The sequence below is a fragment of the Alkaliphilus peptidifermentans DSM 18978 genome, from assembly GCF_900101495.1.
GTDB classification, from domain to species: Bacteria; Bacillota; Clostridia; order Peptostreptococcales; family Natronincolaceae; genus Alkaliphilus_C; species Alkaliphilus_C peptidifermentans.
Window position 1 is genome coordinate 1 of the sequence record NZ_FMUS01000011.1, and the last position, 15,273, is coordinate 15,273.

Annotated in this window: 18 protein-coding genes; 3 read left to right on the top strand and 15 right to left on the bottom strand. The window is 31.0% G+C overall.

From position 1 onward, the window contains the following. The 7 genes from BLP68_RS09165 to BLP68_RS09190 form a co-directional block, all read right to left on the bottom strand. The coding region (locus tag BLP68_RS09165; RefSeq protein ID WP_143003082.1) for a transposase at positions 1-248 on the bottom strand (248 nt) is incomplete at its 3' end. A gap of 308 nt (positions 249-556) precedes the next feature. After that, the gene (locus tag BLP68_RS09170) at positions 557-1,558 is read right to left on the bottom strand and encodes a sensor histidine kinase (protein ID WP_091542749.1); all 1,002 of its coding nucleotides are present in this window, start codon (positions 1,556-1,558) and stop codon (positions 557-559) included. Next, a complete protein-coding gene (locus BLP68_RS09175; RefSeq protein WP_091542751.1) occupies positions 1,533-2,210 on the bottom strand; it encodes a response regulator transcription factor in 678 nt (225 codons plus the stop codon). The genes BLP68_RS09170 and BLP68_RS09175 overlap by 26 nt, the downstream gene beginning before the upstream one ends. A gap of 139 nt (positions 2,211-2,349) precedes the next feature. Continuing rightward, on the bottom strand, positions 2,350-2,793 hold the full coding sequence (locus BLP68_RS09180) for a phosphotriesterase family protein (RefSeq protein ID WP_091542754.1): 444 nt from the start codon (positions 2,791-2,793) through the stop codon (positions 2,350-2,352). Between the two features lie 384 nt (positions 2,794-3,177). Next, complete coding sequence (locus BLP68_RS22255) at positions 3,178-3,306, bottom strand: hypothetical protein (protein WP_278278210.1); 129 nt, start codon at positions 3,304-3,306, stop codon at positions 3,178-3,180. Between the two features lie 193 nt (positions 3,307-3,499). Continuing rightward, positions 3,500-4,759 carry an MFS transporter gene (locus BLP68_RS09185; protein WP_091542757.1) on the bottom strand — a complete coding sequence of 420 codons (1,260 nt, stop codon included), beginning with the start codon at positions 4,757-4,759 and terminating at the stop codon, positions 3,500-3,502. An 80-nt stretch (positions 4,760-4,839) separates the two neighbouring features. Beyond that, on the bottom strand, positions 4,840-5,919 hold the full coding sequence (locus tag BLP68_RS09190; RefSeq protein ID WP_091542760.1) for an ArsR/SmtB family transcription factor: 1,080 nt from the start codon (positions 5,917-5,919) through the stop codon (positions 4,840-4,842). A 305-nt stretch (positions 5,920-6,224) separates the two neighbouring features. Here BLP68_RS09190 and BLP68_RS09195 point away from each other — a divergent pair, with 305 nt between their 5' ends. Then, positions 6,225-6,347: a winged helix-turn-helix transcriptional regulator gene (locus BLP68_RS09195; protein ID WP_091542977.1), complete on the top strand. Its 123-nt coding sequence runs from the start codon at positions 6,225-6,227 to the stop codon at positions 6,345-6,347. A gap of 524 nt (positions 6,348-6,871) precedes the next feature. Here the strand turns inward: BLP68_RS09195 and BLP68_RS09200 are convergent. From BLP68_RS09200 to BLP68_RS09210, 4 genes are all read right to left on the bottom strand, one after another. After that, the gene (locus tag BLP68_RS09200; protein ID WP_207647902.1) at positions 6,872-7,945 is read right to left on the bottom strand and encodes a DUF4179 domain-containing protein; all 1,074 of its coding nucleotides are present in this window, start codon (positions 7,943-7,945) and stop codon (positions 6,872-6,874) included. Continuing rightward, complete coding sequence (locus tag BLP68_RS09205) at positions 7,932-8,498, bottom strand: sigma-70 family RNA polymerase sigma factor (RefSeq protein ID WP_091542762.1); 567 nt, start codon at positions 8,496-8,498, stop codon at positions 7,932-7,934. The genes BLP68_RS09200 and BLP68_RS09205 overlap by 14 nt, the downstream gene beginning before the upstream one ends. A gap of 283 nt (positions 8,499-8,781) precedes the next feature. Then, on the bottom strand, positions 8,782-8,922 hold the full coding sequence (locus tag BLP68_RS21730; protein WP_176758949.1) for a hypothetical protein: 141 nt from the start codon (positions 8,920-8,922) through the stop codon (positions 8,782-8,784). 82 nt (positions 8,923-9,004) lie between these two features. Then, positions 9,005-9,331 (bottom strand): winged helix-turn-helix transcriptional regulator, encoded by a 327-nt coding sequence (locus BLP68_RS09210; RefSeq protein ID WP_091542765.1) that lies wholly within the window; start codon positions 9,329-9,331, stop codon positions 9,005-9,007. Between the two features lie 116 nt (positions 9,332-9,447). On the opposite strand from BLP68_RS09210, the gene BLP68_RS09215 reads away from it, so the two are divergent. Both BLP68_RS09215 and BLP68_RS09220 read left to right on the top strand, forming a co-directional pair. Continuing rightward, a complete protein-coding gene (locus BLP68_RS09215) occupies positions 9,448-9,999 on the top strand; it encodes a flavodoxin family protein (RefSeq protein ID WP_091542766.1) in 552 nt (183 codons plus the stop codon). 99 nt (positions 10,000-10,098) lie between these two features. Next, positions 10,099-10,635, top strand: coding sequence for a nitroreductase family protein (locus tag BLP68_RS09220; protein WP_091542769.1), 537 nt, complete (start codon positions 10,099-10,101; stop codon positions 10,633-10,635). A gap of 329 nt (positions 10,636-10,964) precedes the next feature. On the opposite strand, the gene BLP68_RS09225 is transcribed toward BLP68_RS09220, so the two are convergent. From BLP68_RS09225 to BLP68_RS09240, 4 genes are all read right to left on the bottom strand, one after another. After that, positions 10,965-11,906: a DUF4367 domain-containing protein gene (locus BLP68_RS09225; RefSeq protein ID WP_091542772.1), complete on the bottom strand. Its 942-nt coding sequence runs from the start codon at positions 11,904-11,906 to the stop codon at positions 10,965-10,967. Next, positions 11,888-12,418, bottom strand: a complete 531-nt coding sequence (locus tag BLP68_RS09230; RefSeq protein ID WP_176758950.1) for a sigma-70 family RNA polymerase sigma factor — start codon at positions 12,416-12,418, stop codon at positions 11,888-11,890. Before BLP68_RS09230 ends, BLP68_RS09225 begins: the two co-directional genes overlap by 19 nt. 512 nt (positions 12,419-12,930) lie before the next feature. After that, on the bottom strand, positions 12,931-13,908 hold the full coding sequence (locus BLP68_RS09235) for an alpha/beta hydrolase (protein WP_091542777.1): 978 nt from the start codon (positions 13,906-13,908) through the stop codon (positions 12,931-12,933). A gap of 308 nt (positions 13,909-14,216) precedes the next feature. Then, entirely contained in the window at positions 14,217-15,257 is a 1,041-nt protein-coding gene (locus BLP68_RS09240) for a YheC/YheD family endospore coat-associated protein (protein ID WP_091542779.1), read from the bottom strand. Positions 15,258-15,273: the final 16 nt, after the last annotated feature.

A 15,273-nucleotide genomic window follows, 5' to 3' on the forward strand; every position in this document is an offset into this window, starting at 1 on the left:
GCAATTTCCTCCTTGAGATCCTTATTTTCTTTCTCTAGTCTTTTTTGCTCTGCATCTGCTGGTCGAAGTTTACCTTTCCCTGGGAAGGCATCTTCTCCATGAAGGCTATACTGTTTTACCCATCTTCTAATACTTGTAGGGGTAACGCCAATATCTTTGGCTACATCAGTTGGTTTTTTGCCTAATTCTGTAACAAGCTTTACTATTTCTTTCTTATAATCTTCAGTGAATTTATTTTTATTACTCATAGCTGTAACACGTCCTTTCTAGGTTTATTATAGCAACCTTTATACGTGTCCAGCAAATCTAATACACTCTAAACTTATACCGTCTAATGCTTTAACTTCCTTTGCTCCCTTATAGGCATTATATATCTTTGTTAAATTATTTACCCTCAAAATCTCCATATTATATCCCCCTCATGTACTAAGAATACAGCATCTCTTATTTGTATATTATATATTCTTAGTATAAAAGGAAATCCACAATCTTTAAATGGATTTCCCTTACATAACCTTACATTTTGGAAAGGTTTTTTATTAAATTATATAATACCCTACTTGTTAAATATAATCTTAACTTGTGTTCCAACACCAATCACTGACTCTATTTCAACACTATGTCCAAGTTTTTTTGCTATAATCTTTACCATATAAAGCCCAATACCCGTTGAACTTCTTTCTATTCTACCATTACTTCCAGTGAAAAATGGTTCAAATACTCTTGATAGGTCTTCTTTAGTTATTCCAATACCTTCATCCTTAATAAATAGTCCAACTGTGTCACTGTTATTTACTTCATATACTTCTATCTTACTACCTTTTTTATTATTTGAATATTTTATAGCATTAGACAGTATTTGTTCTAACATGTATCCACACCATTTTTTATCAGTGTAGACATAAGTGTCCTCATCTATGTCCACTTTAGGAAATACTCTTTTATAAATATAGTCTCTTTTCTTCCCATTGACTACATCATTAACCAGTTCTCTTAAATTACAAGAACTTAAAACATAGTCCCTTGAGAAGTCCTCTAATCGGAGTACAGTTAAAGCTTCTTCCAAATTCTTTTTAAGTAAATTGTTTTCTTCTTTTATATCATTAATCTGTTTATCATCCTTAGTATGTGAACTGCTCTTTTCACAGGCTAGATCTATTACAGTTATGGAAGTTTTCATATTATGAATCCATTGGGAAAATAAATTATCTCTATCACTTATAAATTGCTTTAATGTATGAATCTCCTTAAGATAATTCTTGTGGATATGGCTTATTGTATCTAATATTTCTTCCTCGCTAGAATTATCACTTAAATTATCATAATCAGGGCTTACTTTACTCTCTTTTAATTTTTCTATAAACCCCCTATATCTTACAGTGACAATAATAAAATATACTAGTATTACAAATCCGCTTAACCTAAGGGGATATACAACTTCACTATTTTCGTATAGAAGATTATAAAATACTAACATAATAAGAGTATTCATTAACAGCGCAATTAACTCAACACTTTTAACTCTTAGTACCTTAACTATCAACTCTACTAAAGACATAGCCTACTCCTCTTTTTGTTATAATTGCATTATGAACTCCTAGGTTGCTTAACTTCTTCTTTACTCTAGTCATATTAACTGTCAAAGTATTATCATCGATAAAGTTAGTATCATCCCATAGGGCCTCTAAGAGATCTTCCCTAGTAATAATTTTTCCAACGTTGTTTAGTAGCATATTTAGTATTCTATACTCATTTTTTGTAAGATCTATAATCTTATCTTGATAATTTAGCTTCATACTATCATGGATTATAGATAACCCACCTTGATATTCTTCCTCTGCTTCACTATATTTACTTACTCTTCTTAATAGGGCATTTATTTTGGCGAGTAAAATCCCTATACTAAAGGGCTTTGTTACATAATCATCGGCTCCAATCTCCATTCCCCTTATCTGCTGGCCTTCATCGCTTCTAGCTGATAGTATTATTACTGGGATATTATATAATTTTCTTATAAGCTTTAAGAAGTAAAATCCATCAAAGCTAGGTAAATTAATATCTAGTACTATTAAATCAGGATTGACTTCCTCTACTTTATCCATTACATTATCAAAATCATCAATTCCTGAAACACTATACCCATAGGCTTCTAAATACTCACTAACATATTCTTTTAGTTTTATATCATCTTCTATCAATAAAATTTTCATAATTCCTCCCAAATTATCTAACTCAACAATAGTTTTATGATTGTAAATATAAATAAAATAAACGAAATTAGAGTCTTTCCAATATCAGAACATATGGATATTATTAGTAAACTAATTACTATGATAGGGTTTAGCAGCCTTAATAATTTTCTCGTAAATATACTCCATTACCATTCCATATATTTGTATCAAATTCCTTCTTTTCTAGCAGGTTTACTGGTATCTTATTTATTTTTATAAAGCCTGGTTTGATATCGGTTCCATCAATTCCTTCAATATACTCTTTCTGCCAAATATGTACAATTCCATCAATATCATTATCTCTGATTTCTTTACTAACTCCTCTTCCATAAAAAGACCCTGTATTAGTAACAATATTTAATCCAGATTGCAATGAACACTCCTTAAGGATTCTAACCGCTCTTCCTTCCCCTGGTGGTGTGGAGTCTACTAAAGAATCGCATCCTACCTCTTTCATCTTTATTAGATATGGAACCATTCTTTTTAAAATGTTTTTCTTATCATAATTTGTAGTCTCTATATGATCAGCGCCACTACTGTCACATATAATATGTTCATGCATCAGTGTTTTTCACATTTTATTGGCTTTTATTGCTCCTGTAACTGTACTTATCATTTTAACTCACCTCCGTTATTAAGTGTCATGTTAGAGTCACGGTAGACACGCCGGTTACCCGTCGCACCCCGCAGTCGAGTAAGCCAAAGGAATCTCCCCCTTAACTTCTCAGAGAACGGGACTTGAAAGACTCCCTTCATCCGGCTCTTATCATTCAACTCATTTTAATATTCCTGTTATGGTATTGCCAGTGTGCAAATAAATTTGGCTCTCTTTTCTTCACTTCAGATAGCCATTTTTCTGCTCTCTTTCTATGTCCTCTAAATCTTTTAAATTTGCACATTGCCCATTTATTTAAGTTTCAGTCCAAGAGCTATGACCACAATTTTCTTATTCATAGAACTTAAATTTATCTATTATCTTTTCTAAAGAGGCTTTAATGCCATAAGCTGGATGAGAATCATAACCCCCATGAATAGCAACTACTTCACATTTTATATCCTTTCCCATTTCATACATAGAACCATTTTTCCTCAAAGCATGGGCTTGAGGCCACACCTTTGTAAATATTTCATAGCTATACAGACTATCATCGTTATGAATTTCTATTGGGGCATGGCTATAATAGTTGCTAACAGTCTAAAGACCTCAAAATGCACTAATTCTATATTTTATCTTAAACAACCTTTCAAATGTATTTTTTATAAATAATCTAAGTACTAATTAATTCTGTACCATACACATCTTCCGTAGCATTAATAAGAAATATCAATACTCCTATTGCATACACTACACTAAGTATTCCAAGGACTGAAAACACTGAAACTTTGTCTAATAAAAATCCAAATACAGCTTGTCCTAGAGGTATTCCCAAACCGAAAATAAACTGTGTAGTAGCTAAGACCCTAGAACGCATATTATTGGGAATCATTCTTTGGAGATTAGTCTCAACTGGAGTATCATAAATTATATCTATACCTCCCATTATCGCTAATACTAACCCAACTAAAATCATATAACTCAAAATAAACTCCTTGAAGTATTTAATTGCAAAGGGTGAAACAATCAATGTGAATATTATTACAATAATAATACTTGAGAATAAACCTAATCTTATAATAGATCTTTCCTTCAAATTAGATAATAAAGTTCCTATAGCAATACTTCCTATGAACATTCCTACAACGTAAGATGATTGCAATATAGAAAACTGATAATCTGAAAATTTTATTACCTCCTTAAGTACAAATGGAATTACAACCGAAATTAGAGGAATAATTAGTGTACTGGAAAAAGTATAAAGGTAGCATATTTGCTTTATTCCTTCATTTCTTTTAATAAATCTAAACCCTTCTAGAAACTTTTCATATGAGTTGATAATTGAAACATTCTCTTCTACCTTACTCCTATTATATTTTATAAAACATTCACTTAACCCTGATAATATAAAGGATATTCCATTAATCAAAAATACAATTTTTATTCCTCCTAAACCATATATAATGGCTCCTAATATAGGCGCCATCACTTGAGTAAAATTTTCTATACCCTTTATTGTAGCATTTGATTTTGCTAATTCTTTATCTGCTACTAACTCTGGAATCATCGCTCTTGTAGCACATCTAAATATAATACTAAGCATCGACAGTATTGCTTGAACTATAAAAATAATAATCATATTTGTGTGTCCTAACATCGTTAATATAAACAAAGTCAATACTAAAATACCATTTGCCAAATCAGTAACCACCATAATATATTTTCTATTCCATACATCTCCTATTACCCCGCTTATAGGTAGTAGAATTAACCGGGGAATTGTACTCATTAAACCTAATATCCCAACCATTGTACCTGACTTAGTTATATCTAGAATATAAAGTATTATTGCTATGTCCTGAATACCACTTCCTATTATTGATATAAATCTCCCCATTGTATAAAGAGTAAAATTTCTATTATTAAAAATCATAAATGTCCCTCTATTCTTTTTGTTTTATAGCAATTTAATCAATTAACATTCAATAACTATCGAACGTTATGATAAAAAAATTATATAATTAGTTTATCTATAGAAGAATTAATTACTTTTCTTAATTCTTCTTTATCTAATGAAAAATAAGTTTTATTGTCTTCTTTTGTATTTATAATAAGATTATGAAATATTAGCATTGATGTATGATAGGATATATTTGAATTTGATAATTCTAATTCTTGTGCTATCTCTCTTCCATACATGCTTTTCTTTGATAATAGCTTAATAATATTTAATCTAGTTTCATCAGCCAGGGCTTTAAATATTTGGACATTTGACAGCAAGTCATGTTTTCCTTTAACAAAGATATCTTGATATCTATATCCAATTAAAAATATGTAATCATTCTCATCATTACTTGAGGACATACTTCCAAATTCATAGCTATATGATAGTATTAATATTACCCTCCTGAAATTCTTTAACTTATTAGGTTTTATATTAAATAGTAATTCTAAGTACTCATTACCGTATTTAGCTAATGTATTTTTAATTTCTTTAGTGTTTTTATATAATACCACTTTAATTTTTTCCTCTTCATAAACATATATGTTTTCATAAAACCATGTTAGTAATTCAATTAATTCTCTCTTCATTTTTTCAGGATCCACAAAAAATTGAAGAAGATCCCATTTTTGTTTTGAAGGTATTGATATCTTATCATTTATATATGCTGTTGCTTTTTTATAGTTATTAATTAATTCCTGCACTAAATCAGTAGATACTAATCCATCCTTTGGCCCATATCCAGTATCAATAAAATTTTTCAACATATCAGTTGGAGGTATTGATTTTAATACATTAATAAACTCTTCAATAGAATTTATTTTATAATCAACAATATAAGGAATTAAACACATACCATAATAAGTTTCTGAGTCAAAAAAGACACTCATTTTTGTCATAACTTCCTCAGAAATTTTCTTTTTACTTCTCCTTGTCCAATCTATTATATCTTCATTTAATTTAAAATTCATTACTAAATCTTTATATTCACTTATATTATCAATCATTTTCTCATTATTGTTCAATCTGTATAAACTTGCTAAGAAATCATAGGTCAAATTATTATGTACTTCTATATTATCAATTATCATAAATTTACCACCGTTCTATATATTTTGATTTTATTATATTTCAAGTTATATCGAATGTCAAGTAATGTTATATGATTTGCATTATTTATATAAAACCACGGTTATTTATGATCGGTTCTCCATTTATAATTCTAGATCCCACAACAATGCAATATCTACATTATCCAATGTATCCATAGGTGTATGGGAGATATTCATAACATCTTAGAAAAGTATATTTCGTGTTTTGAATTTTTACCTCAACTTCAATAAGTCTGTTGGATTTATAGCTTCGCCCTGCTTAGCTTTGAATTTGAACAAAGCTTATTGAAAGAATACCTTATGCAACTATTCCACCTAAAGTAGAATATGTTTTAACTAAAAGTGGACAATCGTTAGAACCTGTTTTAACAGAATTATGTCGTTGGGGCAAAGAGTATATGTTATAAAGATGTGCAACCTACGACTAGTGAAGCTAGTATCAGAAGTATTGCAAACAAACATATAATGGTAGATTATAAATCATAAAATTCATATATATCTCTTGTAACCCTGAGTTTATAGGGACATCAAAAAACCGCCGTCATTTATGGATACGGTTCACCGTAACTGGCATAATGTAGACCTCTTTATGTTATAAATAAGTATTGGGTCAAATGAAGTCTTACTATTCTAGATGTAAACTATCATAAAATCAATACTTAAAGTTAAATTTAATAAACAAAAATGAGCCACCTAAAACAAATTAGGTAGCACATTCCGTTTAAATAATCTTCATATATACTAGTATTCCTTTTCAAAAATTCATTCTTGCTATTGGTAAGTTTACCCCATGCAATTTTAAAGGACTTACTTTTCCAGTAAGTCCTTTAGTTCTTCTACCATAAAAAACCTCCCCTCATAATAAACTAACTGTCTACTACAAGGGGAGCATATCATTTATGATACGGCACTTCTGTTATTATAGCCATCCTTACTTATTTAATAATATTGTAAATGTTTCTCCAGCTTGCTCATAATCATTACTCATCCTACCACTTTCTTCCGGCAGTTTTGCAGCATATGGAGTTAAGGTAATTGAAGTAATTTCATCAGAAAAGTCTTTATAAAAATTCTCATATTTAAATACTAAATCTTCATTTGATTGCCTACTTAAATAGAAGTTTATTTCATTTCCTAAATTATCATGTCCTCTTAAATCTAATTGATAAAAACTTTTAGATTCGCCTTCTACTTTTCCTTCTATCTTTTGACTTACAGAATTGTATCTAAATTCTTCTAAGCGGTAGGTTTTATTAGCTATTTCGAAGGAATAATCTAATGGAAGTACATGAGTATCTTTCATTAACTCACTACCATCTGCTGTAAATTCAAAAATCCACTTTCCTTTCACTTTCCCTTCTACCACATTATCATTTTGAATAGTAAAGTAATTCAACTCATTAAAGGCAATTTTTATATCTAGATTTTCTTTAGTATCAATATCTTTAATAACAATATAATCAATTTGGGTAAATATCGTTTCAGTGTCGTCAACTTTTCCATATGAACCTGTGCCACCCCAAGGTCCAATCTTTTTTCCATTAATAAAAATGTTATAATCCAAACTAAACCCCTCTACAGGCCTATTTGTGTTTACTACTGTACAAATAATCAACTCATCTTTATCAATAATGACATCAGTTAATTTTATTTCTACCCCTTTATCCTCTATTACTTTGTTAACTACATTGCTATAAATCTCCACATCTCTTTCAACACCTAACGCTCTACCAATAGAATAAGATATTTCTGAAATCATTGATTGGGTGCTGGCATAAACTTCTCTTCCAGAACTTGTTTGACTAAAAATTCCTATAGTTAATACTAAGGCTGCTGCAATGCTTCCAAATTTCTTAGCCTTGTGTTTTTTTCTCTTGTTTTTAAAATTATTTTTTATAGTATTTTTTAAATATTTCTTTTCTATATCTGTAAGGTCTTGCTTTTCATAGTCATTAATATCAAAATCCATTTCATTCAATAGCTCATATATATTAGTATCCTTCACCTTTATACCCTCCCTGTTTATTAATCTTATCACGTAGCTTCTTCTTTCCTCTAGAAATCCTATTATAAAGAACCGATTTACTAATCCCCATATCTTGAGATAATTCATCTATGTTTTTATCTTGTAAATATAGCTTTTTAAAAATAATTTGATCCTTTTCCGATAAATTACTAAGGATTTTTTCTGTTTCCTCCCTAACTTCATTTATAAGAATTTCTCTAAGGGACTGATCTTCTACTTCAACAATTACCTCTTCCATATTTTCATTTTCTATATTCTTTAGATATTTCCTCACATAATCAATTGACTTATATCTTGCAATTCCACCTACCCAATTTTTAAAGGTAGATTTATTAGGGTTATAGTAATGAATATTTTTCCAAATAGCGAGCAAACAATCATTCATACATTCCTCATAAAATTCCATGAGGTAATAGAGGTGTTTTTTTAAAACCGTTTTTATAATCCAAGTATGGTTGTCAATAACATACTCTAAAGCTTTCTCGTTCCCCTTCTTCAACTCATCAATAAAATTTTCCTCTGTTATTTTCAATGCTTCACCTCCTTTGAGTTTTATTTCTACATGTAGATCATTTTATATACTTACCTTTCACTTAATATTTCGTAGCAAAACAAGTAAATCTATCAAAAATTTTAATATTTCTATTTCTGCTTAAAGCATGTAAATTAAACATAATCCTAACTGCAATATCTTTTTTTAAACTATCAAGCCCACTAATTTTTTAAAATTAGTGGGCTTATTCATACTCTTAGTTTTATCTATGTACGCTTCTTTTCATTGTATTTCTATTTTATAGTAATTGTAACCTTTTCACTTAAGTGTGAAGCTCTCCTTTATTATAGCCTAACTCATCTAGTTTATCTTTTTTCATTATATCCATTCTAAGGCCCTTCTCATTTTTACCCATAGACCTAGTATTGTGGCAATGCAGCCCAAGGATTTTTCCTCCAATCATATAAACCATCACTGTCTATTCATGTTATTTCTTTTTTCTCTAATATTATGAAGTATCTAAACTTCCTTCTTACTTCACACTATTAGATTCGATTTTTTTGCCCCCATCTACATATGGTATCTAGTATAGGAATTAAGGATTTTCCCCGCTCTGATAACTGGTATTCTACCTTCGGTGGTATTTGCGGATATTCAATTCTAACAATCAAGTTGTCAGATTCCAGCTGTTTTAATGTTGAGCTTAATGTTTTGAAAGAAATATTCCCTATGCGCCTTTTTAATTCATTGAAACGTAAAACTTCATATTCAGCCAACCAATATAAAATAATCATTTTATATTTTCCATTAATAATACTTAATGTATATCCAAATGCTGTATCTTTTAAGTCAACACCTGTTTTACTACCCATAAACACACTCTCCTTTCGGTAAGTATCTGTAGTAAATGTGCGTACTTCACACACCCTACATATAATTATATACTAAAGTGGCAATGAAGTTAAAACATTTTACAAGGGGAATGATTATGTCAAAAAATATTTTGGTTCTTACAGGTAGTCCAAGAAAGTATGGTAACAGCGATCTATTGGCAAATGCTTTTATTAAGGGCACACAATCTAAAGGACATAATGCAATTAAATTTGAAACTGCATTTAAGACAATACATGGGTGTAAAGCTTGTAATACCTGTTGGAGTACAGGTACCGCTTGTTCCTTTCATGATGGATTCACAGAACTAGAACCACTGTTGGAAAAAGCAGATGTCATAATATTTGCTTCTCCTTTATATTGGTTTGGAATGTCCGCACAAATCAAAGCGGTTATTGATAAGTTTTATTCATATGTAAGACCAACATGTAAAAATCAACTAAAAATAAAAGAAAGTATTTTACTTACATGTGGTGCAGAAAATGAAATAGAATGGTTCAATGGAATAATTGAAACCTATAGAGGTATAGTTAAATACATGAATTGGCAAGATAGAGGGGCTATAGTAGTTCCAGGTGTTTATGATATAAGTGATATTGAGAAAACTGATGCATTACAACGTGCTGAAAAGCTAGGAGCAAGCATTTAGCTACTCTACCTATAAATTTCAAATTCTTAAATCTATCTGATAAGGTACTAAGTATTTATACTTAAACTATAATAATGATTTTAAGGAGGATATTTCAATATGCTTGAACAAATAAGAACACGGAGAAGTATTAGAAAATATATAAATAGATCAATAGAAGAAGAAAAAATAACTCAACTAATAGAAAGTGCCAGACTTGCTCCTTCTGGTAGCAATTCGCAGCCTTGGCATTTCATTATAGTAAAATCAGAGTTAAATAGACAGAAACTAAGCTACGTATCTCATAATCAAAAATGGATGCTTTCTGCCCCAGTCTTTATTGTATGTGTCGCAGACATGCGCTCTAGAGTAAAGGGGGAGGATATATCAATTAATGAGAGTAGTCCCCATCCCGAGCTAAAGCAAATCATTAGAGATACCACTATTGCTATTGAGCATATGGTAATCGAAGCTGAAAATTTGGGCTTAGGAACCTGCTGGGTGGCATGGTTTACTCAAGAAGAAATACGCCCGATTCTAAATATTCCTTCTGATAAATATGTTGTTAGCATTATCACTGTTGGATATAGTAGCGAAATGCCAAAGGCTCGTCCCCGAAAAAAACTAGATGAAATCATACATAATGAAAGCTGGTAGTAATAATTTGTTAGTAAATATAAGAAGATATAATCTTACATTTTTCACAAGTTCAAATAGAAATCTATATACTTTTAAATGTAAAATAGGCTCTGAAAAATATTCCAGAACCTATTTTAATGCATCTGTCTAATTTTACACCAACCAAGGCCTAGTATGTCTAGCAACGTGCTTCTATCGTCAAGCTTTATTCCATTTTAGAGTTTACACAGAATTTGGGATATACCCTTAGCTTTTTCTACAAATAGGTTGGATACATCATTTGTTTTTCTAGTTATACCAGCAAATATTCTAAAGCATACCTTGCACGATCCAATCAACGATTATGATTATTGGATTGAACGAGCAATTTTCTGACATTCCTCTCTGCCTATATCAGCACAATCAATTAGCATATAATTAACTTTTTCTGTTGTCCAAACTACAGCGTTATCATACATGATACCAGGGTTGCCATTGATATCAATCTTAATTGGTTTTTCCCCTGCACCTGCTTCCCCTGCTGTTTCTTCACAATTAAATCGTTGCGACATATAAATATACCCCTCTTCTCCCTTCTTTGTAAAGTAAAGACTTATAATTTTACGATTCTTTATGTCTTCTAATCGTTCCCCTTCCTTTTCAGGGTGTAGTTCTGCATAATCAAAAACATAACCTTCTGGCAAGTAGTTTGGCATCTTTACCTCAAAACAAGTATATTGGCTAAGTATACTAGTATCTGTGATTTTAAATGATTCTTCTTCATCCTCTGCAACTATTATAGAATTCGCCTCTGCCCATTTCTTTTCGCGGGATGCAGTTAGAATACCATCCTTTGCTACATCCTCACTAACAAAGGCTATAACTTGCTCTCCCTCTGCTGTGTATAATTCTCCAATAGTTTTCGGCATTATTTCAATAAGATTTCCATTGCTATCAAAAAGTTTTCCTTTATATTCGGCAGGCACAGGCTCTCCAGTCCTGAGATCTAGATATTCAGCACCTATATTTCCTAATGAGATACGCTGTACAAAGCTTTGAACTAAATTTTGTGCAGAAGTAGTTTGTAATGCAAGTATTCCCACGATAAACAAAGAAGCAATTGCCACTGCTGGCTTTTTAAATCTTCTGTACGCATGTATCTTTTTTTCTTCTTCACATTTCTCTAGATTAGCTCTAAATCTCTCTCGCATTCTTTCTACTCCTTCCCCTGTACTAAAGTCCATTTCTATAAGATCCTTTTCTATTTCTGATAGCTCTTCATAGCCCTGCTCTATACTCTTTTTAAACATAACACATCCTCCTTCACTATTTCCTTTCGTAGCTTTTTTATTATACGATAGACAATACTCCCTACATTTGTTTCCGATATATTCATTAACTTTGCGATTTCTACATTCGCCAGTTGAGCCCCATATTTTAAAGCAATAATATTCTTTTCTCTTTGATTTAATTTGTTAACTAACTTAATCAGCTGATAGCTATTTTCTTCAATAACCGCCTCTTCTTCTGGTGTTTTTTGCGGTGAATTTAATCCTACTATACTTTCAAAATCAAAAGGAATCCATCCCCACTTCTTTTTTTCACGCAAATAATCGTTTACACAGTTTTTGGCAATACCAAATAACCACCCTTCAAAATGTCCTTTATTCGGTTGATAAGTTTGATATCTACTGATGACCTTTTCAAATACCTGATTGGTTAAATCCTCAGCATCATAGGAATTGCTAATTCGATAATAAATATAGTTGTATACACGTCTATGATAATTTTCAAAGATCTCTATAAACACTTCTTTTCCCAACCGAATCACCTCCCTTGTCTCTATAATCCTTGCTTCTACTTACTTCCTCTTGATTTTTTATTTCACTTAGCTAAGTCTTTCATCTAGTAATACGAATATTATAGAAATCCATCACACTTTTTTTAATTTAAAACACCTACAATATTTTATAAAAATTGGAATAGCTTTTCTTTTAAGAAGAAAATATCGAAGAAAGTCATCAGTTCACAAAGACCAATGACTTTTTATTTAATCACTATTGACTACTAACTGAACTATCTTTTATCCTTATGATTCTATCACCTGATATTTAGTCAGAAGCATATACTATTCCTACCGTCACTTCTCTGTTCTCTACATATGTATAGTAAGCAAGGTCCGTTCCCACTTGCCTACGATTAGCCAGCCGTATATTTTGAAAATACTAACCTTTGTAGAAAACCGCAGTTACAACGGTGCGGTTCACCGTATCGCTGTAACTGCGGTTTTTCTATGAGTAGAGAAAAGTGAAACTGCTACCTCTCACATTTAGTTCAATTTCCAAAGTGGTTATTTAAAAACTGAAGGACTCGCTCTGAGTACTCTTTGTCATTTTGTGGGTTTAAAAGACTATCTCTTTCTACAATAAAATGATGGTATCCTTCTCTTACCCAACTTTCAGCATGTTCGGGAGCATTTTTCATAATTCTTTCAAAATTCGAAAACGGCACTTCCGGATCTTCACTAGAATGCATAATCAGTACAGGTCTTTCCCCTGCATTTCTTATCTGAATCTTAGGACTTATATCGATTGATTCAAACCCATATTTAAGTGTTGTATGAAGCTTCATAAAAGGTTTTTGCATATAAGCAAATGCTTTTGGCACCCTCATATTAATCATAGTATCACAAAATACATCCTCCCACGATGAAAAGGCTGACATACTTATTAATCCATCTATTTCGGGAATTTGTCCAAATGAATTTATTGCAGTAGCCCCTCCCATGGATGCCCCGTGAATTACAATTGGTACATTTTTGTATTTATTATTTGACTTGATATACTCTACTACTGCTTTAGCATCTAAGTGTTCTTTGTACCCTAATCCGATTACATTTCCTTCGCTTTCACCGTGGGCTCTTAGTTCAAGTAATATAGATGCATACCCGTTTTCTTGCAACATCTTAGAATGACCAAAAAAAGCTGTAATAGAAGGATTATGAATACCTGAAATAAGTATTACTACGGCTTTGGGTTCTGATACAAATACCTCATGAGCTATTATATTAAGACCATCAGCCGTTTTTAGTTTTAACTTTTCAGAGGTTATCTCAAAGTCTTCTGCTGTGTATACGTCTTCATACTCTACATGTATGTTAATAAATTTACTCATAGTAAATATCTGTACTGCTAAGAAAATTGTTAACATTATCCCAATAAGAATAGATAATATATTTATATACTTTTTAATTTTTTTATTCTTATGTTTCTCTACCATAGTTATGGAACTTATATTTACTTTATTATCCAAATTGCTTTATCCTCCATTCTCCACTAATTTTTTTAAAAGTACAAACATATGCTAGCTAAAAATAATTTTTCCAATTTAAATCCTATTTTACAAATAATTACCATATGCTAAGATATCATTGGTGTAGCATATATCAAACAATCAAACAATTTAGATTACTCCATGTCCCTAGGTACTATACTGTGAAAATACTCACTTTCAAAGAAAAAGAATACCTTATTTAAAGATATTCTTCTAATTTTAATTAAATCCTTTTTATGGCATTCATTAATCCTCTAGGAAATCTTTTCAATCCCTTGTTGTTATATCTATTTTGATTTAGATAAATAGTAAGCGTATTCTAATGGTCGTTTATAAATAAGTTCTTTGCACTCTAATTCTTCTATATTATCGTATATTGTTTTTTGAGGTTTACCATTCACCTCAATAATCCAGAGCTTTCCTGTAACATCTAATCCAAAATCCACTGCCATTTCTCCCAATTGCCCCCTCTTTGCTTCAATAATTCTAGCAGCTATTAAACTCACTTTATTCAACTCTTCAAAAACTTTATCCCTTTTCACAGGACATTTATACAACTGGTCAAACACCTTGACAGATGTATATACCTTTTGACACAAGCTAGTATTAAAGATATTATGATAGGCTATGCGACTGACAATAGTTGTAGTATCCCAATTCCCCACTATATTTTTTTGCACTAAAACTCGTATGTCAAAATACATACCGTCTATCTGGGCAAGATCAACCCCTTGTTGCACAATATATTTTCTACCCCAAGTATATTGAATTATTTTATTAAAAAAATCATCATTTCCTGTAATAATTTCCCTTGGAAGGAGGGTATCCTTATACACTTCTTTTTGATCATCTTCCCCTAGTTTTATTAAATAAACGCCTTTTCCTTTATGTCCAAGACTAGGCTTAAGATAAAACCTCTTGTACTTCTCCAACAGATTTATAATATTGTCCTTATTACATGGAAATGTTTCCGGTAGATAATCTTTAATTATAGAATTTGAAAGAATCTTATAGATCCACCACTTATTGAAATGATTAATTAAATTAAAACATTTGTTTTTACCAATATATTTTTCAAGACGACGAATTGTCTTTCTCACATTTCGGTAACACCGATTATAGATTACATCCGGAAAAGGAAAAGATGCTTCAATCCATTTTCCATCTTCTAGATAGATTCCTTGTATCTCTTTTTTACTCCAGATAATATCTGCAGGAGCAAATGTGAAGAGTTTTAGATTTAAATCATTGATGTAGAAAAAGGTATTTGATAATTCTCTCCTTCTTCTGTTTGATTGCATTATACCTATTAAAGGGGCATTATCCACCTAGTACCACTCCCTT